Annotated in this window: 19 protein-coding genes; 6 read left to right on the plus strand and 13 right to left on the minus strand. The window is 68.6% G+C overall.

Going from position 1 to position 20,864, the window contains the following annotated elements; all coding sequences use genetic code 11:
* Positions 1 to 154 precede the first annotated feature (154 nt).
* Positions 155 to 2,323, minus strand: coding sequence for a HEAT repeat domain-containing protein (locus RIA68_09255; GenBank protein MEQ8317629.1), 2,169 nt, complete (start codon positions 2,321 to 2,323; stop codon positions 155 to 157).
* A gap of 442 nt (positions 2,324 to 2,765) precedes the next feature.
* Between RIA68_09255 and RIA68_09260 the strand changes: the two genes are divergently transcribed.
* Positions 2,766 to 3,341: a response regulator gene (locus RIA68_09260; GenBank protein ID MEQ8317630.1), complete on the plus strand. Its 576-nt coding sequence runs from the start codon at positions 2,766 to 2,768 to the stop codon at positions 3,339 to 3,341.
* A 90-nt stretch (positions 3,342 to 3,431) separates the two neighbouring features.
* Here the strand turns inward: RIA68_09260 and RIA68_09265 are convergent, their stop codons facing one another.
* Positions 3,432 to 4,544: a M20/M25/M40 family metallo-hydrolase gene (locus RIA68_09265; GenBank protein MEQ8317631.1), complete on the minus strand. Its 1,113-nt coding sequence runs from the start codon at positions 4,542 to 4,544 to the stop codon at positions 3,432 to 3,434.
* Between the two features lie 84 nt (positions 4,545 to 4,628).
* Between RIA68_09265 and RIA68_09270 the strand changes: the two genes are divergently transcribed.
* Positions 4,629 to 5,792, plus strand: coding sequence for a glycine cleavage T C-terminal barrel domain-containing protein (locus RIA68_09270; protein ID MEQ8317632.1), 1,164 nt, complete (start codon positions 4,629 to 4,631; stop codon positions 5,790 to 5,792).
* Here the strand turns inward: RIA68_09270 and ribD are convergent.
* Together ribD and RIA68_09280 are read right to left on the minus strand one after the other, a co-directional pair.
* Positions 5,717 to 6,958, minus strand: a complete 1,242-nt coding sequence (gene ribD / locus RIA68_09275; protein ID MEQ8317633.1) for a bifunctional diaminohydroxyphosphoribosylaminopyrimidine deaminase/5-amino-6-(5-phosphoribosylamino)uracil reductase RibD — start codon at positions 6,956 to 6,958, stop codon at positions 5,717 to 5,719. The two genes, RIA68_09270 and ribD, sit on opposite strands and share 76 nt — an antisense overlap.
* Before the next feature lie 37 nt (positions 6,959 to 6,995).
* Entirely contained in the window at positions 6,996 to 7,490 is a 495-nt protein-coding gene (locus RIA68_09280; protein ID MEQ8317634.1) for a ferritin-like domain-containing protein, read from the minus strand.
* Between the two features lie 824 nt (positions 7,491 to 8,314).
* Between RIA68_09280 and RIA68_09285 the strand changes: the two genes are divergently transcribed.
* Positions 8,315 to 9,151 carry a GC-type dockerin domain-anchored protein gene (locus RIA68_09285; protein MEQ8317635.1) on the plus strand — a complete coding sequence of 279 codons (837 nt, stop codon included), beginning with the start codon at positions 8,315 to 8,317 and terminating at the stop codon, positions 9,149 to 9,151.
* 182 nt (positions 9,152 to 9,333) lie between these two features.
* Here the strand turns inward: RIA68_09285 and RIA68_09290 are convergent, their stop codons facing one another.
* Entirely contained in the window at positions 9,334 to 10,317 is a 984-nt protein-coding gene (locus RIA68_09290; protein MEQ8317636.1) for a hypothetical protein, read from the minus strand.
* Between the two features lie 76 nt (positions 10,318 to 10,393).
* On the opposite strand from RIA68_09290, the gene ispG reads away from it, so the two are divergent.
* Positions 10,394 to 11,686: a flavodoxin-dependent (E)-4-hydroxy-3-methylbut-2-enyl-diphosphate synthase gene (ispG, locus tag RIA68_09295; protein MEQ8317637.1), complete on the plus strand. Its 1,293-nt coding sequence runs from the start codon at positions 10,394 to 10,396 to the stop codon at positions 11,684 to 11,686.
* A gap of 518 nt (positions 11,687 to 12,204) precedes the next feature.
* Here the strand turns inward: ispG and RIA68_09300 are convergent.
* From RIA68_09300 to RIA68_09335, 8 genes are all read right to left on the minus strand, one after another.
* Positions 12,205 to 12,708: a hypothetical protein gene (locus tag RIA68_09300; protein ID MEQ8317638.1), complete on the minus strand. Its 504-nt coding sequence runs from the start codon at positions 12,706 to 12,708 to the stop codon at positions 12,205 to 12,207.
* A 7-nt stretch (positions 12,709 to 12,715) separates the two neighbouring features.
* Positions 12,716 to 12,961, minus strand: coding sequence for a 30S ribosomal protein S18 (rpsR, locus tag RIA68_09305; protein MEQ8317639.1), 246 nt, complete (start codon positions 12,959 to 12,961; stop codon positions 12,716 to 12,718).
* Between the two features lie 69 nt (positions 12,962 to 13,030).
* Positions 13,031 to 13,690, minus strand: a complete 660-nt coding sequence (locus RIA68_09310; protein MEQ8317640.1) for a DoxX family membrane protein — start codon at positions 13,688 to 13,690, stop codon at positions 13,031 to 13,033.
* Positions 13,691 to 14,293, minus strand: coding sequence for a rhodanese-like domain-containing protein (locus tag RIA68_09315; GenBank protein MEQ8317641.1), 603 nt, complete (start codon positions 14,291 to 14,293; stop codon positions 13,691 to 13,693).
* Between the two features lie 3 nt (positions 14,294 to 14,296).
* Complete coding sequence (locus RIA68_09320) at positions 14,297 to 15,448, minus strand: DUF1573 domain-containing protein (GenBank protein MEQ8317642.1); 1,152 nt, start codon at positions 15,446 to 15,448, stop codon at positions 14,297 to 14,299.
* 217 nt (positions 15,449 to 15,665) lie between these two features.
* The gene (locus RIA68_09325) at positions 15,666 to 16,925 is read right to left on the minus strand and encodes a Glu/Leu/Phe/Val dehydrogenase (GenBank protein ID MEQ8317643.1); all 1,260 of its coding nucleotides are present in this window, start codon (positions 16,923 to 16,925) and stop codon (positions 15,666 to 15,668) included.
* A 58-nt stretch (positions 16,926 to 16,983) separates the two neighbouring features.
* The gene (locus tag RIA68_09330; protein ID MEQ8317644.1) at positions 16,984 to 17,847 is read right to left on the minus strand and encodes a GNAT family N-acetyltransferase; all 864 of its coding nucleotides are present in this window, start codon (positions 17,845 to 17,847) and stop codon (positions 16,984 to 16,986) included.
* Positions 17,848 to 17,949: 102 nt separating this feature from the next.
* Positions 17,950 to 18,924 (minus strand): GC-type dockerin domain-anchored protein, encoded by a 975-nt coding sequence (locus RIA68_09335; protein MEQ8317645.1) that lies wholly within the window; start codon positions 18,922 to 18,924, stop codon positions 17,950 to 17,952.
* A 190-nt stretch (positions 18,925 to 19,114) separates the two neighbouring features.
* Between RIA68_09335 and RIA68_09340 the strand changes: the two genes are divergently transcribed.
* Both RIA68_09340 and RIA68_09345 read left to right on the plus strand, forming a co-directional pair.
* Positions 19,115 to 20,119, plus strand: a complete 1,005-nt coding sequence (locus tag RIA68_09340; protein ID MEQ8317646.1) for an MBL fold metallo-hydrolase — start codon at positions 19,115 to 19,117, stop codon at positions 20,117 to 20,119.
* Positions 20,120 to 20,156: 37 nt separating this feature from the next.
* Positions 20,157 to 20,858 (plus strand): hypothetical protein, encoded by a 702-nt coding sequence (locus tag RIA68_09345; protein ID MEQ8317647.1) that lies wholly within the window; start codon positions 20,157 to 20,159, stop codon positions 20,856 to 20,858.
* Positions 20,859 to 20,864: the final 6 nt, after the last annotated feature.

The raw sequence follows: 20,864 nt of genomic DNA on the forward strand, positions 1-20,864 counted from the left end.
GGGCGCGGATCGGCGCCGGTCGTGACGATGGTGCGGCCTGCAACACGCCGAAACCCGTGGTTTCGGGTTATCGACCCTGGCTCCACGCCAAAGGCGCATCAAAAAGCCCGGGCTCGCGCCCGGGCGGGGTTGCATTGCGTTGTGTTGTGACGACCTAGGAACCGCGGCCGTCGAGGATCAGCCCGGCAAGGTCCTCGCTGGGCACGCCAAGAGAGCCAAGCAAGCCCGCGGCCGCGATGGCTTCGGCGTCGTTTCCGGACCGAGCGATCTGCAGCAGCCGCTGAATCTGTCGCTCGAGCAACTGGTTGCCGTTGCGGCGGGCCGAATTCGACGTGTGGCCGAGCAGCGCGACCTGCTGGGCACCCTGGGCCTGGATGGCCCGGTCAAAGATGGCCTGCTGTGCCTCGGCCTGGTCGATCCAGGAGAGCAATTCGGCCAGGCGGAGCTCGAGCAGGCCCTCGTCTTCCTCCAGGGCGCGAACGAGCTGGCTCGTCGCGTCGGAGGCGACGATCACCTGGTTCTGCGAGATCGCCAGTTCGAGCAACGCATCGATCGCCTCGGCGGCGTAGATCGTGGCCTCTTCCTCGGAAATCGGCCCGCCGAGCGCACGCTGCGAGAGGTCCTCGATGGTGGCACGCATCTGGTCGCTGCGGATGCCAGCCGTCCGAACCGCGATCGAGCGATCCGAGCCATAGCGACGGCCGAGTTCGATCTCGTCGGAGCCGTCCGAGAGCAGCAGCAGCGGCGCCGCCATCAAACGATTGGTCGCATCCTTCTGCGCCACCAGGCCAACGGATTGGTCGAGCGGCAGGCTGGCAACGATCAGGTCGACGCTCGCGGCCGTCTCGTACTCCTGCTGCAGCGCGGTCAGCGACTCGCCCGCGGGGCTGACGCGGTAGCCCATGCCCTCGAGCATGCGTTGCAGGCCACGTCCCACTTCCGGGTCGCTCGCGACGACGAGCGCGTAGCGATCGGTCGCGCCGCGAATCGACGACGCAAGGATCGGGGCGACGAGGTCGCTCCGCTCGAACGACGCGCGCGGCTGGGCATGGGCGAAGGCCAAGGCCGCCTCGTACTGCACGCGGCGATTCGGATAGGTCAGCGACTGGACCAGCGGCTGGGCGTTACCGGTCGAGCCCACCCACAGGTCGCTGCCGCCGGCGGTCTTGCCGATGGCCTCGATGGCCTTGCGCGCCAGCTGGGTGTTGCTCGTGGCCAGCGCCCGCGACAGCACGTTCTGAGAAATGGTCGAGCCGGACGCGACGGCGTAGTACATCGGCTCTCGCAGGCCCAGGTCCAGGTTTGCGTCCTGCGGACGCTCGATGTCCAGGCGCAGGTACGAGGCCACCCACAGGGCCGCGGCGGTGACGTTCGGGCGGCGGACCAAGCGGAGCGAGTCCTCGCTCAGGCGCATGGCCATGAGTTCGTGGTACACCGGCGTGGGCACCGACTCGAAGAGCAGGCCGCCCGCCGTCGCCTCGTAGCGCCACACGGGCTGGTTGCCCTCGCCCGGGAAGCTCGTGACGCCCGCATCCTCGGCCGAGAAGTTCTCGGCCACGTCGACGTACAGCTCGTGGGCCGGCGAACCAGCATCGGTACCGATGGCATCGAGCGCCCGCTGGGCGGCCTCGCGCACCTGCCCGTTGCTCGAGTTCTGGGCGATCTCGGCGAGGAACGGCGCGGCCGTGTCGTAGCCGATCTGGCCCAGCAGGTCGGCGATGGTGCGCTGGGTCTGCGGCGCGGTCTCACGCAGCGCAACGCTCAGCGGCATCACTGCCTGCTGGCCCAGCTGCACGAGCACGGCGCGCACTTCGCGGACCAACGCCGGGTCGCCGCCCTCGTCGATCACGCGCAGCAACTGCGGCGCGGCGTACTCGCCAGCAGCCACGAGGCGGTCCTTGGCGATGAGCCGGCCGCGCAACGGGCCGGTCAGCATGGCGATGTTCTCGGCGATCTCCTGCGGGTCGCGGGCCCGCTGCAGGCGACCCTCGCTGTAGAGCTGACGCAGCGAGGCGGCCTGCGCCTCGGCAAGCCCCGAGCGGATGGCCTCGCTCACGGCGCGATCGAAGCGGTCCTCGAGGCCGGCGTTCTCGACGAGGTCCACGAACTCGCGCGGGTCGATGCTGCGCCCGAGGAGCTGGGCGGCGTAATCGGCCGCCACGTCGTCGCGATCGATGAAGACGAAGTGGATGAACTCGTCCAGGAGCTGGCGATCGGTGAGGCGATCGGGGCCTTCCTGGGCGACCGCGGGAGCGGCAAAGTGGGTCGAAAGAGCCAGTGCCAGGCAGCCGGCGAAGGTGGGCAGGGTCGATCGCGAGAACATGGGCACGAGCTGCACTCCTCTATATCAGTCGGTTCGGTGAGGCCTGTCACGACTCCACGCCGATCCCCGCAGGGCCGCTGGGGGCCCCCTGCAGGGTCGTGAGGATAGACCAGCGCCAGCCCGATGGCAGGTTCGATCAAAACGGACGTGGCCCTGGTGGGTGACCGTACGGGCTCGGAGCCGGATGGATGCAGCCGCAACCGGCGGCAATCCCCACGGCCAGCGGGTCACCGGGCCCGCTCGACACAGCCGATAGCCGATCGCTGCTCGTCCCAGAACGGCCGGCAGAGCCCGCTATGTCCGCCTAACCCACAGAAACTGCAGAACTTACGGCGTATTCATCGCGTCCGGCGTCAAGCGACCGACCCGCGCCGCCGATCTCATTGGCGTCCGCAGCAGGCCAAAGCGCTCGGGGCGCTGGGAAGGGATGTGAGGTGTAGCCATGCCGTTCGAGAAGGACGTGCTGACGACTGGAGAAGTGGCGGAGATCTGCAAGGTCGCCCCGCGCACGGTGAGCAAGTGGTTCGATTCGGGCGAGCTCGAGGGTTATCGGATTCCTGGTTCCAAGGACCGGCGCATCCCCCTCCCCGCACTCGTCAAGTTCATGAAGAAGCACCGCATGCCGCTGGACGGCCTGAAGACCACCGGCACCCGCGTGCTGCTGGTCGACAGCGACGCGGCGGTCATCGAGGGCCTGGGCAGCATCATCGCCGAGCAGACCGACTACGAGGTCTCGACGGCGACGACGAGCTTCCAGGCCGGCATGCTGTGCGAGAAGCTCCGCCCCCACGTCCTGCTGCTCGACCTGCACCTGGGCGAGAACGAGGCCCAGCAGGTCGTCCAGATGGTCCGCTCCAACGACCACCTGGCCATGACCCGCATCATCGCACTGAGCAACCGATTGACCGACGGCCAGGCCCAGGGCCTCAAGAGCCAGGGCTTCGACGCCTTCCTGCGGAAGCCCTTCCCGGCCCGCGAGGCGCTGCGGATCATCGACGCCATGACCACGATGATCTAGCCCGGGTCATGCTACGGACCAGAATGCAGCGAGCCCGCGCTCCAAGAGCGCGGGCTCGCTTCGTTTGGGCGGAGAACTCGGAGCGTCAGCTCAGAACGTGCTGAGCGCTGCGGCGACCACGTCGCGAGCTGCTGCGAGGTCACGCCGATCGATCATCTCGGTGACCGTGTGGATGTAGCGCGTACCGCAGACGATGCCGACGGCCTTGGCCCCGGCGGCGGCCTGCTGGGCGGCAGCGCCATCCTGCCCGCCGCGTGCCAGGATGGTGCGCTGGTAGGCGATGCGCTTCTTCTTGGCGATCGACTCGATCTGGTCGACCAGTTCGTAGTTGGCGATGAAGCTGGCGTCCTGGATGTGCAGGCCGAATCCCTTGCCGTGGTGGTTGACCGCCTCGGGCTCGGGTACGCCGGGAGTATCGCAGGCCAGCGAGACGTCGATGCCAAGGCCGATGTCGGGCTTGACGGCGTAGCTGGCGGTCTTGGCGCCGCGCAGGCCGACCTCTTCCTGCGTTGTGAAGGCGACGACGACCTCGCACGAGTGGCCGTTGCCGCTCTTGTGCAGCTTGCGGACGCTCTCGATGCCCAGCCAGCAGGCAAAGCGGTTATCGAGCGCCTTGCTGACGACCTTGGTGCCGATCTCGATCAGCGGCTCGTCCATGACGACGTAGTCACCGATGCGGACCTTTTCCTTCACCTCGTCGGCGGGCATGCCCGTGTCGACGAAGAACTCCTTGACCTCGGGCACCTTGTTGCGCTCTTCGGGTCCGGAGATGTGCACGGGCCGGCCGCCGGGATTCATGACGGCCTTGAGGTCGCCGCCGCTGGTGCACACGAGCACGCGGCGGCTGAAGAGGTTGCGCGTGTCGAAGCCGCCGGCGGCGTTAAGCCGGATGAAGCCCTTGTCGTCGATGTGGCTGACGTAGAAGCCGATCTCGTCCATGTGGCTGAGGATCATCACGCGCGTCGCGTCGTCGCCGCCGGCGGTCGACTTCTTCGATGTCTTCTTGCCGCTCTTCTTCTTCGAGCCGCCCTTGGGCCGCGGGTGCCGCGTGCAGATGAGCGAGCCCATGGCGTCGACGCGCATCTCGTCGAAGAGGTCCTTGACCTCGTCCTCGATGAGCGCACGAACACGCTCCTCGCGGCCCGGGATGCCGGGGGTCTCGCACAGTCGCTTGAGCAGGTCGATGTTCAGGTCGTCTTTCACGGGCTTCGCTCCTTCTCCCTGGGTTTTCGCGGCTTGAAGGCCCCCAGTCTACGGGCCCCGGACCCCGCGGGGGTAGCATCATCCATGGCGACCCGCAGCCCGATGACCGAGACCTACGCAGAGCGCGAGGCCGCGCTGCATCCCTACGGCGACCCGCAGCGCGGTCTGCTCGTGCCCATGGCCTTCGAGCACGTCGAGCTCGAGTACGCCGCTATCCGCAAGGCCGCGGCGCTCGTCGATCTTCCGCAGTCGGGCACCATCGAGGCGACCGGCGCCGACCGCGTGAGCTTCCTCAACAACCTCGTCACGCAAGAACTCAAGGGCCTCGAGCCCATGCGGAGCGTCCGCAGCTTCTGGCTCAACCGCAAGGGCCGCATCGACGCCGACCTGCGCCTCATCGAGGACGGCGAGCGCTTGCTGATGGCCACCGACGCCCTCGTCGCCGGAACCACGGCCGAGGCGCTCGCCGAATACGTCTTCGCCGAGGACGTGCAGCTCCGCGATGCGACCGAGTCACTGCACCGCCTGGCGCTCCATGGCCCGCGCGCGGCGCAGGCGCTGATGGCCGTCGCCGAAACCGACGAGCACGTCGCGCTCGAGCCCGGCCGCGCCATGACGGTGATGGTCGCGGGCACGTCGGTCCTGGTCGAGCGCGAGGACAGCGCGGGCGAGCTCGGCCTCGTGCTCACGATGCCGACCGAGCACGCTCGCGCCGTGTTCGACGCACTAGAACAAGCCGAGGGCGTGCGCCCCTGCGGCTGGCTGGCGTACAACATCGCGCGGATCGAGGCGGGCTGGCCGCTGTTCCAGATCGACTTCGCGGGAGAGAGCCTGCCGGCCGAGACCGGCGTGCTGCACGACCGCGTCTCGTTCACCAAGGGCTGCTACCTGGGCCAGGAGGTCGTCGCCCGCATGCACGCGCTGGGCAAGCCCAAGCAGCTCCTGGTCGCACTGCGGCTCGCCGAGGGCGCCGAGCCGAGGCTGCCCGGCGAGAAGGCCAAGATCTTTGCCAACGCCGAGAGCGACAAGCCCATCGGCACGGTCACGAGCTCGACCATCGCGCCGATGCTCAGCGCCTCGCCCGTCGCGCTCGCTCAGGTGCGTACGGCCCACGCCGACCCGGGAACGACGCTCTTCCTCGAGGCCGAGGGCGAGCGCGTCCCGTTCGTCGTTCAGCCGACGCTGGCGTCGTGGCCGCCCGTCGAGGCGTCGCCGTCGGCCTCAGACTCGACGCCCGATCGGCAATAGGTCAATTCGACGTCTTCGCCCACGCGGCGCACGCGGCCCAGCCGCAGGCGCACGCCCGACGACAGCGCGGGCGAGACGCGTCCGACGGCGACGGGCTTGGCTTCTTCGTCGGCCAGCAGCATGGGCGCGACGTAAGCGATCGCGGTGTCGACGACGCTCGCCTCGAAGAGCGCCCCCAGCAGGCCCGCCCCGCCCTCGACCAGGATCGTGGTCACGCCGAAGGTCGAGTACAGCTTCTTCATCGTCTCGCGCAGGTCCAGGCCGCCCTTGGATCCGTGCCCGGCAGGACACGGCAGGATGCGCACGCCGGCCTTGGCCAGCTCGGCCCGCTTCATCTCGCTGATGCCGCTCGCCGCCAGCTTCTCTTCGCAGCACACGACCGTCGGCACGTCCCTGGCCGTACGCACGAGCGTGCGGTCGAGGGGGATCTCCAGGTCCGGGTCGAGCACGATGCGCATCGGCGTGGTCCGCGGCTTGCCGTGCCGCACGGTCAGCGACGGATCGTCGGCCACCACCGTGCCCATGCCAGTCAGGATTGCATCGACCCGGCCGCGGAGCGCATGCACGCGGCGACGCGAGGCCGTGCCCGAGATCCACTGGCTCTCGCCGACGCGCGTCGCGATGCGCCCGTCGAGCGTTTGCGCCCACTTGGCGACGACCCACGGCCGCCCCTCGATCACGCGCTGGCGGAACGGCGTGCTCACGGCGGTGGCCAGCGCGCTCGCGTCGCTGGCGCGGACCCGCACGCCCGCCTGCTCGAGAACGTCGGCCCCGCCACGCGCAACCTCGTTGGGGTCGCTCGCCGCATAGACGACCTCGCCGATGCCGGCGTTGATCAACGCCGTCGTGCAGGGCGGCTGCTTGCCCGTGTGGGCGCAGGGCTCGAGCGTGACGTAGGCCGTCGCACCGCGCACGTCATGCCCGTTCGCTGCCGCGCTCGCGAGCGCCCGCGTCTCGGCGTGCCGCCCGCCGAAGCGCCGATGGGCGCCCATGCCGAGAACCTCGTCGCCGCGCGCGATCACGCAGCCGACGAGCGCCCCATCGCCCACGCGGCCCAGCCCGAGCAGGGCGAGCCGCGCGGCAGCGTCGAGGAAGCGTGCGTCGCGGGCCGCTCGGGCCGCGTCGTGAGCATCCTCCTGCTGCGCTGGCGTGGCACGATCGGTCACGCCCACAGCGTAGGTCCAGGCGGATGGTGCCCGTCGGTCAGGCGTGCGCGCGTCGGCTCGACTCGACGACGACCTCACGCAGGGCGTCGCCGCTCGACTGGGTGCCGGTGACGCAGTCCTGCAGCGTCTTGGCGTCGTCCTCCAGGTCGAGCGCCCGGGCGTAGGCCAGGCACGACTTGTACCCCGAGAGCGCGTAGTGCTCCATGCGGTTGCTCTGCGAGATGATCGACGCGTCGCGGACGATGGCGTCCTCGATGTCGGCCTCGGTGGCGTGGGCCTTGGCCTCGGTCACCAGGCCGGCCATGCCCTTGCAGCGCTCGCCGGTCGGCTCGACGCCGTGGCGGTCGCAGATGGTCTCGACGGCCTTGATGCCGTCGCGGATGCCATCGAGCACGCGGTCCATCTTGGCGCACGCCTCTTCGCTGGTGCACGCCTCGGCCAGCGTCTGGTGCATCTCCAGCGACTGCGTGTTGGCGCTGTAGAGGTCCTTGATCTCGTGCACGTAGAGGTCCTTGAGGTTGCTGACGGACATGGAAGCCCTCCTTCTGAGCGGGACTCGTGGGACGTTCTTCGCTGGCCGGGCCCGCCCGGGTCGTGTCCCGCCGCAACGCCGCGATCGGCCCGACCAGCACCGCGGGACGCTAACGGGACGGTCGCGCGCGGCGGCCGCGTGCTTCGGAAACCAGCAACGGACGGCGCCCGAGAGCCGGGACTCCCCGTGGCCCGGCCGCGTGTTTGCGTACGCGTGGGGCGCTCTGCGCGCCCGTGCGGGCGGCACTCGCGGCGCGGGCCGCGCACGCCGAGCGAGCGGCGAGCGCGCCGGTCGTGCGGCCTGGCGCGGTCGTGCCGGGCGGCGCCGGGGCGATGGTGCGGGCCCAACCCGGCGCGCCGGAGGCCCGCACGGTCTTTTGGGAGGCCTCCAGAATCGTTCTTTTGGCCGCGCGCACCGTCCGGTTTAGCGTCGTGCACGTCCGCCCGGCCCGCGCCATCGTGCGGAAAGCCGAGAGAACGTGGGTTTTGAGCCCGTTCGAAGAATCGTCGGCGGCTGCATGGGTGGTGTTGGGGTGGCGGGCCGGGGCGCGGCCCGGGTTCCGAGAACTCGGCGGGGCGCGCCGCGAGGTGGTGCAACCACGAGCCCGGCGGCCCGCGCCACGCGCCGATGATCGCAACGGCCCGGGCGGACGGTCCGTAGGCCCAACAGGCTGGCGTCCACCCGGGGACCAATGGCGCTTGCCGGTGCTCGCGGGCGGCCCCCGATTCTCGACGGCCGCACGCCCGGACGAGGCAACGCACCTGGGGTTCCTGTATCGATTTGCGTAAAGCAACGCTGGCCCGTGGCCGGGAGGAGGGTTTCAGATGCAAAGAATTCGCACAACACTGATGGCGTGGGTCACGCTGAGCGTGGTGGCCCTGGGCGCGAGAGCGCAGGGCGCGGACTTCCTGTATTGGAAGGAAACGCCTGCCGCGACCGACGTGATCTTTGGCGCCCTCTTGGACCTCGGCCTCACGGGCGACATCTCGCGGAGCGTGGACCAGTTCCTCGACAAGGCGGACGACCGCGCGTGGCCCGTGATCATCATCTGGCGCTATCGGGCACTGGGTCCGACCGATGAGGCACGCGTAATCGACGCGCTGCGGCAGCACCTGGACGGGGGCGGCCGCCTGCTCGTCAACATGCCCCAACTCGACGACATGCCGGCGATGCAGCGGTTTCTGGGGCTGGAGGGGGCGATAGATCTTCGCCCACCGCAGCAGCGGATCAGGCAGGTGGCCGTGCCGGCGCACCCGGCGGTCGCCCAAGGCGTTATGCGCACCAGCGGCGAGCCGCCGGTCCTGGACGACATCGGCGACGTGCTCGTGCCCGGCCCAGATGCTCGTCCGCTGCTTAAGTATGAGATCGACGAGACCATCGCCAGCGTCATGGTGCGCAGCGGGCAGGTGATCGTCAACGGCTGGGAGTGGTCGGAATGGTCTAGCGACGGCATCGCGATGGCCACCGACCAGATCGAGTGGCTCATCTCGTGTCCGGTCGACGTCGACGGGGACGGAACGCTCGACCTGTTCGATTTCCTGGAGTTCCAGTCGCTGTTCATGGCCGGCGACCCGGCGGCGGACTGGTTCGACTACGACGGCCGGCTGACGATCTTCGATTTTCTCGCGTTCTTCGACGCGTTCGAGGTCGGGTGCCCGTAAGCCTTGACTCTATGGAGTACTGCTGCCATGAGCGTTGTCTTCGATGGAGCCGCCCCGCCACTCGTGCAGGCGTCGTTGCGCTACCCGAAACCACCGATCGGCGCGCACGTTTCTCGCGGCCTCGTCGCTGCAGGGCTGTCGGACGCTCGCGGGAATCGGCGTGCGACGGAGTCGAGGCGGACTTACGCCAGCCGCACCATCGCCCGCCGCTCGTCCGCCGAGATCGCCCCCTCCATGTCGGCCAGCCAGCGCCGCGCGTCGGTCGTGTAGCCCGCCGTGGGCTTGACCTCGGGGCGACGCTCGCGCCAGTAGGCGTTGAAGCGCTCCATCGTCAGCTCGCGCACCAGCTTGGCCTGCATCGACGCGAGCGCAACCGGCAGGTGGGCGTCCTCGGCCTTGGGCTGCACGCGGATGCGCGCGTCGGGCACGTCCTCGAACGCGTACGTGCTGGCCTCGGGCGCTTCGGCGAGCGTGCGAATGGGCTTGCCAAAGACGTGGGCCAGCGCGTCGCGGTACCGCGTGCGGCCGCCCTGGCGGTCGAGGACGATGCGCGTGTGGACGTCACCGCGCTCCTGGCCGGTCCGCTCGATCAACTCAAGGATCGCCGGCGCATGCTCGGCGATGGCGGCCAGGGTCGTGTTGGCCTTGGAGCGACCGCCCGTCAGCTGGGCGTTGAAGCGGACCTCGTCGGTGCGGGCCACGCGGAGCAGCTCGCACGACACGCCCGCCCGCGTCATGGCCCCGGCGAGCGCGTTCGCGGCGATGCGGGCCTCGGCCCCGTCCGCGTGAGACGGACACGGACGCGGAGAGCCGCCGTACCAATCCAGGTCGCACGCCGCCACGCCCAGGGACTCGAAGAGTTCGGCATCGGTCCCGGGCATGCCATGGGTCATCGCCTGCACGAAGCCCAGCACGCTGCGCTCGGCCTCGGCCAGGCGGCCCGCGCCCTGGGCCATGGGCTTGCAGAGCTTCTTGCTGTCGCCGACGGCCAGCCGCTTGCGCTTGTCCCTGGGCGAGCGGCAGACCGCCGGTTCGAGGCGTTCCCATACGTCGGGCACGCCGTCGCCCGGACCCCACGCCTCGACCCGCATCGCCGCCACGCCCACGCACAGCGGGCCGAGCATGGGCCCGTAGCCCGCCTCGTCGATGCCGATGTAGAGGAGCACCGACCATCGTTGCCGCTGCCCCCACCGCCGGGCAAGCCACCGACCCTGTCGCTTGCGGGCAACGTACGATGCGGCGATGCAAGAGCGACGCCCCACCCGCCCCATCTACGTCGGCAACGAGAAGACCGGCACCGTCCAGGTGGGCGGCGGCCTGCCCGACTCGACCGGCAAGGCCACCCAGCCCGCGCCGGTGAGCGTCCAGACCATGACCGCCGGCTACACCCACGACGTCGACAAGTGCGTCGCGGAGATCCACAAGCTCCAATCGGCCGGCGCCGACGTGGTGCGCGTGGCCGTGCCCGAGAAGAAGGACACCGAGGCCCTCAAGGAGATCCTCGACCAGACCAGCGTGCCCATCGTGGCCGACGTGCACTTCCACTTCAAGCGAGCGCTCGAGGCCGTCGAGGCGGGCGTGCACAAGATCCGCCTCAACCCGGGCAACATCAACGACCGGGCCCAGGTCATCGACGTGATCAACGCGTGCAAGGACGCGAAGCTCCCCATCCGCGTGGGCGTGAACGAGGGCTCGATCATCGAGCGGCGTGACAAGCAGAAGCGGGCCAAGGAGCTGGGCGCCTTCTTCAGCGACCACAAGCACGGCTACATGCTGGCCATCATGATCGCCAAGCTCGAGGAATACCTCGACATCTTCGAGGAGCAGGACTTCCACGACGTGGCCATCAGCGCCAAGAGCATGGACGCGACGATGGTCATCGACGCGTACACCGAGATCAGCAAGCGCTTCGACCACCCCCTGCACTTGGGCGTGACGCACGCTGGTCCAAAAGAGACCGGCTGCATCCGCTCGGTCGTCGCACTGGGCACCTTGCTCGCCAATGGCATCGGCGACACGATCCGCATCAGCTACGCGAACGACCCGATCTACGAGGTCGAGGACGGGCTCGAGCTGCTCTACTCGCTGGGCCTGCGCGAGCGCATCGGGGCCGAGCTCATCGCCTGCCCCACCTGCGGACGCATCCAGGTCGACCTGTTCAGCCTCGTGCAAGAGGTCCGCACGAAGCTGGCGAGCGACATCCAGGTGCCGATGAAGGTCGCCGTCATGGGCTGCGTCGTCAACGGGCCGGGCGAAGCCGAGGGCGCCGACGTCGCGGTCTTCGCCGGCAACAAGCGCGGCATCATCTACGTGCAGGGCGAGAAGGTCGCCAATATCCCCGAGGACGACATCCTCGACCGCCTGCTGGCCGAATGCCTCGACTTCCAGGAGAAGATTCGCAGCGGCGAGGCCAAGCTGGGCGACAAGAAGGTCGACATCGTGCCGCCCGACCCGCTGGGCGAGCTCGGCAGCGGCTGGGAGAAGATGGCGGCCGAGCGGCTCAAGGGCGCGGACCTCACCATCGGACAGTCGTAAGCCCCACCCGCGGTAGCGGGCGACTTGACTCTTCCTCCCTCTCCCCGTCTGTGGGGAGAGGGCCGGGGTGAGGGGTCTCCGGATACCCTTCGCCATGAGCCACGCCCGCCAACGCGCTCGCAAGCTGCGGGCGGAGCAAACTCCCCCCGAGGGGGTCCTCTGGAGTGCGCTACGCAATCGCCAACTCGGCGGGCTGAAGTTTCGTCGGCAGCACGCGATCGGTCGGTTTATCGTTGATTTCGCCTGCACCGAGGCAAAGTTGGTCGTGGAGGTCGATAGCCGGTATCACGATGGGCGAAGGGTGGCTGACGCCGCTCGTGATGCCGCGCTTTCTCGGGCAGAGTGGTTTGTGCTCCGCGTTTCGACGGGGGAGATTGCGAGAAATGTGTCAGGCGTTCTGCAGAGAATCCTGGAGACCGCTCGGTCGCGCCTCGAAGCGCAAGACTCCAGCGTGGTGAAGTAAGACCCCTCACCCCAACCCTCTCCCCGCGGACGGGGAGAGGGAGCCCGAAGGCGCGTCACACCACCCGCGCCGCCGGCGGCTTGCCACTCGTCAGGCCCGCCGCCACCAGGCACTCGTGCAGCGCGTCGGCGTCGCGTGTCGTAAAGGCCCCTCGGCTGAAGCTGTCCAAATCGAACACGCCCCAGCAGGCGCCGCGGGAGTCGAGCAGCGGGATCACCAGCTCGGCCAGATCCCTCGGGTCGCACGCGACGTAGCCCTCACCCAGGGCCGCCACGTCGCGGACGACGAGCGTGACGTGCTGCTGGAACGACTGGCCGCACGCGCCATGCATGCCGATGGGCGAGCAGGCTGGCTTGTCACGCCTGGGGCCCAGCAGCATGTGGGCGTCGTCTTCGGGGTCCGGGAGGTAGAAGCCGAGCCACGAGACGTCCTCGCTCGCCAGCGCGTCCCATGCGAAATCAACGAAGCCCGCCATCCGCGCCGCACGATCGCCGGAGAGGCTTCGAGAGGCGGAAAGCAGGCTCGCGTAGTCGCGAACTCGCGACGCTGCTTCGCTCATGCTCGAACTAGAGCGTGGCGGACGTGTAGGGCAGGAGGCCCATGAAACGGGCCCGCTTGATCGCCTGGGCGATCATGGCCTGCTCCTTGGCGGTGGTGCTCAGGCGCTTGCGACCGTAGATCTTGCCGTTGGGGCTCATCATGCGGCGCAGGTTGTCCGCGTCCTTCCAGTCGACGTACACGACGCCGGTGCCGGAAGTCTTGATCACGCTCTTCTTGTTGGGTCCGCCGCCGAAGCGGGAGAAACGGCTCATGCTGGCCTCCGTCGTGGGCTCTGGGCGTCCCGCGAAGCACGCGTGGACGCGACGGGTGAATGGTTCAGACTAGTCCCAGCGGGGCTTGGACGGCGTATCGGCCGGCTTGGGCTCCGAGGGCGGAGATGATAGCGGGGTCGGCCGCTCGGGGTCCAGCGGGATGGAGCCCTCGTCCCTTGCCGACGCCGAGACCGGCCGGCGGGGCTCGGACTGACTTGGCTCGCCCGCGTCGTCCTTGGGCTTGCGAGGGCCAATGAGGCCGTCGAGCGACGCCCGTCCGCCCCCGCGGACAACCAGGAACAGGCAGCCAACCGCCAGGACGCCGTTGCGGTACATCTGGCACATGCCCACGGTGTCGTGGCAGGGGAAGTTGAAGTCTCCGAAGCAGCCGCACTCGACGTTCAACTCGCGGGCGATGACGGTGTAGATGGCGTACATGAATACGCCCAGGGCGCCGAGCATCGCGAAGGCCGCCGCCCTCGTCCACAGCCCCAGCAGGATGAGCACGGCGCAGATGGCCTCGAGCCACGGCACCGCGAACGCCGACACGACCACGACGTGGTGGTGGTCGAACTTGTCCAAGACCTGAAACGCCTGGATCGATTCGGCGAACGCCTGCGCCGCGTCCGGGTTGCGCAGCTTCATGAACGCAGCGAAACCGAACACGCCGGCGAGGAACAGGCGGACGAACAGGGTGAACACGACGTCGATGCGCTGGCCGGTGCTCACTCAGCCACCCCCCACCGGCTCGGTCGGGTGACCAGCGGCCTGCCAGGCGCCGTAGCCCTCGTGCATGATGTAGACCTCGGCATAGCCGCGGCCGATGAGCCGCTGGGCGACGTTCTCCGACGCATCGCACTCGCCGCCACCGCAGAAGATGATGACAGGGAACGCGAGGTCGATCTGGCCCAGCACCTGGGCGCTCGTACCGCTGATGAAGTCGCGCGTCTCGAGGTGGAACGAGCCCTCGATGGTGCCATCCGTGCGCTCCCCGTCGGTCCGCGCATCGATGAAGGCCATGCCCTCTTCCCAGTACTCGTACGCCCGTTCGACGGAGATGTAGTAGTCGGGCAGTTCTTCGGGCTGTTCGCCCGGGTCGGGATCGGGGGCCGGAGCAGGATCGGAATCGCCTGGTTCAAGCGCATCGCCACTCGTCGAAGCCTCGGGCTCGACGACTTCTGGCGACGGCCGTGCCGGCTGGGTCGCACCATCACCACCGCGACGCTGCAGCGCGTCAGCGACGTCGCGCGTGATCGGCCACTGCATGGAATGGGCCAAGGCGGCCCCGACGGCCACGAGCAGGATGATGGCGAGCCGACCGACGAATCGCATGGATCACTCGCCCGCGCGGGTGTCGACGATGCGGCCGACGTACGGCAGCTTCACCTCTTCTTCGAGCGGCACGTCGGTGAGCACGACGAAGTTGCCGCGGATCCGGCCGGCCTGTTCGATGCTGGGCATCACCAGACGCACGCGGTAGGCGTCGACGGCCTTGCCATTCGCGCCGGCTTCGGCGTCCATGGGCTCGACCGAGTAGTCGATCGCCATCGGCGCCATGTCGGTGGGCTGCAGCGGACGCAGCTCGACGCCGGTGATCCGGAATGCCTCGTTGCGGCCGTGGCGGATCTCGATGACCTCGTCGACCTGGCGGCCCACGCTCAGCGTGCCCAGCGACATGCGCGTGGGATTGATCACGACGTCGCCCTCGACCTGCGCGCCGACGGGCACGGTGACGAGCTTGCGGCGGTCCTCGTTCGTCCGGACGGCCGCAAGCGCCTGGGCCCGGCCGGGAGGCGCGTCGTCACGGAGCGAGACGAGGATGTCCGTCCGCGCGACCGTCTCGCCCTCGACCTGGAGCGGGTCGGTGCCGAGGATCTCGACGTCAAAGTACTTCGCGCCATCACCCACGAGCGTGACGTGGAAGGCTTCGAAGCTCTCCTGCGAACCGGTCAGGCTGATCAGCGTTTCCTTGCGCGTGTGCTTGGTCACGGCGCCCAGGTTCACTTGCAGCGGCTCGATCGAGATGAGCGGCTTGATGAACGCGCGGACCTTGACGGCCACCATCGGGTTGGCGCGGTCGTTGGTCCGGAAGGTCACCGTCTGCTCGTGACGGCCGGCGGTCTTGCCACGCGGGTCGAAGGTCACCTCGAGCTCGACCGACTCGCCCGGCTCGAACTCGTTCTTGGGAAGCTCGGCCACCGTGCAGCCGCACGTGCTGCTCACGCTCGGCACGGTCAGGCTCATGTTGCCCGAGTTGCGGAAGCGGATCGTGCCCGACACGGGCTCGGTGTCCAGGATCGTGCCCATGTCGACGATCGGCGTCTCGAGCTCGAACGTCGGCAGGGCTTCCTGGTCCTGTTGCGCGGCTTGCTCGGCCTCCTGCGTGGCGGTGCCGGCCTGCTGTGCCAGCAGGCTGGTCGGCGAAAGCGTCAGGCAGACGCCCACGCCCAAGGCTCCGAGGATGGTCGCTCGTGCAGTGATGTCCATGGTCGTTCCCCTCTCTCGTCGCCGAGGCAGGCGTACCACCCGCCGGCGTCGCCCGCCATCGCGGGCCGCGTGATGCAGTATTGTTCGGCCGCCGCGGCCCCAAGTCAGCATACCACGGAGGGCGGCCTTCGCCCACCATGAAGCGCTGATCGACCCAAGCCGTCACGGACGCCCGGTATTTCGATCCGGTCCCCTGAGCTGGCTTCGGAACCGGCCCCTACTCCATCGCCTCGGCCAGCTTGTTCAGGGCGTGGGCGTAGCAGGCGGTCCGCATCGGGATGTTCTCGGACTCCATGAGGTCGTACACGTCGCCGAAGGCCTTGGACATGATCTCGCCCAGCCGCTGGTGGACGGTGTCCAGGTCCCAGTAGTAGCCGCTGATGTTCTGGCACCACTCGAAATAGCTGACGGTGACGCCGCCGGCGTTGGCCAGGATATCCGGGATAACCAGCGCTTCGCTCTCGGCCAAGATCTCGTCGGCTTCCTTGGTCAGCGGGCCGTTGGCCAGCTCGATGAGGACCTTGGCCTTGACGTTGCGGGCGTTTTCCTCGTGCACGGCGTTCTCGAGGGCGGCGGGCACCAGCACGTCGACGTCGAGCTCCAGCAATTCCTCGTTGCTGATCTTCTTGCCAGCGTCAGGAAGGCGTCCCGAGTCGGTCTTGGTCGAGATCGTGCCGGGCACGTCAAGGCCCGAGTCATCGTGGATGCCGCCGCGCGAATCGCTGACGGCGACGATCTTGTAGCCCGCCTCGTCGGCGAGCTTGGCGAAGTGCTGGCCGGCGTTGCCAAAGCCCTGGATCGCGATCGTGACGTCCTTGGGGTTCCACTCGCGCCGCTTCTCGAGCTCCTTCAGGCAGATGAAGCCGCCACGCCCGGTCGCATCGTTGCGGCCGAGCGAGCCGCCGCGGGCCACGGGCTTGCCGGTAATGACGCCCGGATAGCGGCCGCGCTTGATCGTGTCGAACTCGTCGCTCATCCAGCCCATGATGGTCGCGTTGGTGTACACGTCGGGGGCGGGTACGTCAATGTCCGGGCCCAGCACGTCGGCCATGCCGCGCATGTAGCCGCGGCTGAGTCCCTCGAGCTCACGCTGGCTCATCTCGCGCGGGTCCACGATCACGCCGCCCTTGCCGCCGCCGAGCGGGATGCCGACCGTGGCGCACTTGAAGGTCATCCAGAACGCCAGCGCCCGTACCTCGGCAGCCGACACGTCGGGGTGGTAGCGGATGCCGCCCTTGGCGGGCCCACGGACCGTGTTGTACCGGCAGCGGAAGCCGGTAAACACCTTGGTCGATCCGTCGTCCATCTTGACGGGGATGCCGACCTCGGTGAATCGCTCGGCGTGCTTGAGCCGCTCGACGGTTTCGGGCTTGGCCTTGCTGTGCTCGGCGGCGATCTCGAGGCGAGGCAGCGCCTCGTCGAGGAACACGTCGCTGCTCGAGTGCGTCTGCTCGGCTGTCAACACGTCGGGGCTCATGGGCTTCTCCTGGGGTTCGAGACTCTCGGCACGAGCACCGTGGCCGATCGTGCGTGAATCATTGCCCGCTCGCCGCTGGAGTTCCCGGGGGCCGATCGCCTCTGAAGCCCAGCCGCGTGTACGCCAGGGAAAAGCCGAGCCGGATGGCGTTCCGCTCGGTCGGGATGCCGGGATCGCACTCGATGACGGCAAGCCGACAGCCCTCCTCCACGCCCTGCTGCAGGCGACGCGCGATCAACGCACCCTGGATGCCCTTGCGCCGATAGGGCTCGCCCACCACCGCGCCCCACAGCGAGGCCAGCCGAACCGGCTCTTGGCCGTTGGCGGGCGCGAGCTCGATGACCTCCATGCCGCAGGTACCCGCGAGCTTGCCATCGACGTAGGCGCAGAAGCCGCGTGAGCGAGGGTGCGTCTGGCTCCGCTCGGCGGCCTCGAACTCGCCGGGCTGCGGCTCGGCTCCGGGCTCCGAGAAACCCAGCACCCGATGGCGGACGAGCGCCTCCAGGCTCGCCTCGTCGGCTTCGTCGAGCGGCTCAATGCGAACGTCCGGCAGGGCGGGCTGCTGCACCGGACGCTCGAGATCGCGTGCATACACGCGCTCGGCTTGCTCCAGCGCGAGCCCGTCGCGGGCCATCGCGGCGAAGGCATCCTCGCCCGAGAGATCGGTCAGATCGATGCTCGGCCGAACGCCACGCGACCGCAGGAACGCCGAGATGCGTCGGACGCCTGCATCGGTGATCGGTGAATCGAGGCCGCAGCCGATCGCCTGGCAGAGCCAGTCGACGCCCTGCTTGAACGCAACGACGCCGCCGCCTTCGGCTTGTGGGATCTTCTCGTGCTCGTCAGAGAGTTCGGCGATGACCGCCTGCTGCCGTCGCTCATTGAGCAGCATCACCATCTTGGATTCAGGCTGGCTCCCCATGGAGCAAGGCTACGGCGCGGCGATGCGAGAAAACGCCGGACGCGAACGCCAAGGAGAGAGCGTTCGCGTCCGGCATGCTGGGGGGGCTTGAGAGATGCGTGCTCAGCAGCCGCCGGCGAAGGCGTTCTGGAAGCACAGGAAGTCGAAGAGGGTCAGGGCGCCGTCGCCGTCGCAGTCGGCGGTGGCGTCGCCGGTGGCAAAGGCGTTCTGGAAGGCGAGGAAGTCGAAGATGTTCAGGACGCCGTCGCCGTCGAAGTCGGCGTAGCACGACGTGGTGTCTTCGAAGGTAAAGGCGCCGGTCACTGAACCGATGCCGGTAGTCGGATCAACCGCCCAGCGGCCCTCGAACGTGATGTGGTTCGAGCGGTTGCCGCGGATCTCACCGGTGCCCAGCACCGTGATCACGACCTGGTCGTCGCGGATGGGCGGGCTGAGCTCGATGACCACGTCCGCCCCGGGAGGCGCCGGAGGCGCGCCGGGATCGGAGACTTGCGAGTCGATGGCGTTGGAGATGTTGACCGCGCCGGCCGCACCAGCGACCGTGCCGGCACCGACGCCACCCACGCTGCCGATGGCGCCGCCCGCGATGATCTCCAGGGCGTAGACCCACCACTTGGGCTTCAGGCTGCCGCCATCGTCGGCGACCTCGCGGTAGTCCAGCGAGATCAGCTCGCCGTCGGCGTTGGTCTCCCACACGCCGCGGATGCTGCTGTTCCACTGCTCATCGAGGATCGTGCCGAAGCCCTGGACGTTGGAGTCATAGCCGCTGGTTGTCCGCGTGAGGTCACCGAAGTAATCGATGTTCATGACGCCACCGCAGACGGCGGCCTGGCCGACCGCGCTCCACGTCTGGGGGTTGAACTGGCCCGTGATGTTGAGCGATCCACCAGCGCAGGTTTCCCATGCCGAGTCCGGATCGGTAGTCTGCATGTGCAGGCCGTGGAGCATGCTCTCGATCATCATCTGAACGTTGGCGTGCTCTCGCACGCGGAGTTCCTGATCTTGAGCGCTGGCGACCGAGCCAGCAAGGAGCGAGAGACCGACGAACGACTGCAAAGCGATAGCACGAGTCCGCATGAGACACCTCCACAAAACTTGACTGAGAGTCTGGTCCGAATCGGCCGGCCGCGGGCTGAGTGCACCGCTGACGTTCCGGCTCGATGTTCAACCACCTTGCAAGCGATTGGCGTGCGGGATACTCACGAGGACGTTCAACAAATCTTTGCAAAACGCCTGGGCTCGTACGTAGAAACTCCTAGCCTTGACGATGCCCAACGCAAAGCATCTCGCGACGCCCATGACCTATCGATGCACCCTGCTGCGCGCCGGACGGCTGTTGCTCGACGCCGGCGGCATGTTCGGCCTCATCCCTCGCGTGGTGTGGGAGACGATGGTCGACCCCGACGAACGGCACCGCGTCGAGCTGCACCACAACTGCCTGTGGCTGGTGGGCACGAAGGACGATCCGGAACTCGGGCGGCCCCGACAGGTCATCATCGAAGCGGGCACGGGCGACAAGCTCGATCCCAAGATGGCCGGCATCTTCGGGCTCGACGGGCGCACGGTCGAGACGGCGCTCACCGAGGCCGGCGGCGACCCGGCGAAGATCGACGACGTCGTCATCAGCCACCTGCACTTCGACCACGCCGGCGGGCTCACGCGCCGGCTGCGACCCGGCGAGACGGCCGACTGGACCGCCGGCCCGAAGCAGGCCAGCGGCGACGCGAGCGAGGTGAAGCTGACGTTCCCCAACGCCACCGTCCACGTCCAGGAAAAGGAGTGGCACACCGCGCTCGCCGGCGACTCGGTGATGACCAGGACCTACTACGCCGACCACCTCGCCCCGATCGAGGACAGGCTCAGTCTGCACGACTCGCCGCGTCCCTTCGAGCCCGGCCGCGTGCCGCACAAGGACGAGCACCCCGCCTTGCCCTGGGAGCGGCGGACCACGACCATCCTGCCGGGCATCAAGGTGTTCCTCACGCCCGGGCACACGTGGGGGCAGCAGGCGACGTGGTTTACCGACGAGCAGGACCGGGCGGTCGTGTTTGTGCCCGACGTCATGCCCACGGCCTGGCACGCGGGCAAGGCCTACAGCCTGGCGTACGACGTCGAGCCCTATACGAGCATGGTCAGCAAGGGCTGGCTGCTGCGAGAGGCGAGCGAGCGCGGGTGGACCCTGATGCTCGACCACGAGCCGGGCGATCCGTGGCGTCGCGTCGAGCCCAACGGCAAGGGCTGGTTCGCCCTGAAACCGGCCGAAGGACGGTGATCGGCCCGCTCAGGGTGCGAGGGTCTACCATCGGGCGATGACCCCCGCGGTGAACGACACCACGGCTTCCAAACCCCTACCGCAGGCCGAGATCGAGGCCTCCGAGGACGGCCGCGCTCCGAGCGAGCGGCCCGCCGACCCCAAGGCCGACCCAAAGCGAGAAGGCCAGCCCGCCGACGCTCCGCGTTCGCACGCCCACGCCAAGCGCAAGCGGAAGCGGACGCTCTGGGAGCGGGCCGAGGCGTTCGTCAGCCGGCTGAGCACGCGGAACCACTTCTGGCACCGGGTGTGCTCGCTCATATGGCTGCCGTATGCCTTCCACAGCGGCATCAAGATGAAGATGGTCGACGCGACGACCTTCCAGGCGGTGCTGCCCTTCCGGCGGTTCAATCGCAACTGGTACAACGCCATGGCGGGTGCTGCGCTGCTCGGCAACGCCGAGATCGCCGGCGGGTCGTACATCTTCAAGGTCTGCGGGGCCGACTACACGGTGGTGTGCAAGAAGCTCGAGTACAAGTTCCTTCGGCCGTGCCTGGGCCCGGCGGTCTACCGCATCGAGCCCGAAGAAGACATCGAGGCCCTTGTCGCCAGCGGCAAGGAATTCAACCTGACGATCACCATGAACGTGGTGCAGCAGATCCGCCGGCCAAGCGACCGCGAGAAGCGCGTCGGGCTGGCAACGGCGACCTTCCACGTGACGCCCAAGGCCCACCAGCGCAGCCGCGGCCGGCTCAAGTAGACGCCC

It is taken from the genome of Phycisphaerales bacterium (genome assembly GCA_040217175.1).
Classification (GTDB): Bacteria; Planctomycetota; Phycisphaerae; order Phycisphaerales; family UBA1924; genus JAHCJI01.

Coding starts and splice junctions, on each gene's coding strand:
- RIA68_09330 (MEQ8317644.1), bottom strand. CDS start 17,847: ATGGGGAGCCAGCCTGAATCCAAGATGGTGATGCTGCTCAATGAGCGA.
- RIA68_09300 (MEQ8317638.1), bottom strand. CDS start 12,708: ATGAGCGAAGCAGCGTCGCGAGTTCGCGACTACGCGAGCCTGCTTTCC.
- RIA68_09270 (MEQ8317632.1), top strand. CDS start 4,629: ATGGCGACCCGCAGCCCGATGACCGAGACCTACGCAGAGCGCGAGGCC.
- ispG (MEQ8317637.1), top strand. CDS start 10,394: ATGCAAGAGCGACGCCCCACCCGCCCCATCTACGTCGGCAACGAGAAG.
- RIA68_09320 (MEQ8317642.1), bottom strand. CDS start 15,448: ATGGACATCACTGCACGAGCGACCATCCTCGGAGCCTTGGGCGTGGGC.
- RIA68_09345 (MEQ8317647.1), top strand. CDS start 20,157: ATGACCCCCGCGGTGAACGACACCACGGCTTCCAAACCCCTACCGCAG.
- RIA68_09280 (MEQ8317634.1), bottom strand. CDS start 7,490: ATGTCCGTCAGCAACCTCAAGGACCTCTACGTGCACGAGATCAAGGAC.
- RIA68_09285 (MEQ8317635.1), top strand. CDS start 8,315: ATGCAAAGAATTCGCACAACACTGATGGCGTGGGTCACGCTGAGCGTG.
- rpsR (MEQ8317639.1), bottom strand. CDS start 12,961: ATGAGCCGTTTCTCCCGCTTCGGCGGCGGACCCAACAAGAAGAGCGTG.
- RIA68_09260 (MEQ8317630.1), top strand. CDS start 2,766: ATGCCGTTCGAGAAGGACGTGCTGACGACTGGAGAAGTGGCGGAGATC.
- RIA68_09325 (MEQ8317643.1), bottom strand. CDS start 16,925: ATGAGCCCCGACGTGTTGACAGCCGAGCAGACGCACTCGAGCAGCGAC.
- RIA68_09315 (MEQ8317641.1), bottom strand. CDS start 14,293: ATGCGATTCGTCGGTCGGCTCGCCATCATCCTGCTCGTGGCCGTCGGG.
- RIA68_09335 (MEQ8317645.1), bottom strand. CDS start 18,924: ATGCGGACTCGTGCTATCGCTTTGCAGTCGTTCGTCGGTCTCTCGCTC.
- RIA68_09340 (MEQ8317646.1), top strand. CDS start 19,115: ATGCCCAACGCAAAGCATCTCGCGACGCCCATGACCTATCGATGCACC.
- RIA68_09255 (MEQ8317629.1), bottom strand. CDS start 2,323: ATGTTCTCGCGATCGACCCTGCCCACCTTCGCCGGCTGCCTGGCACTG.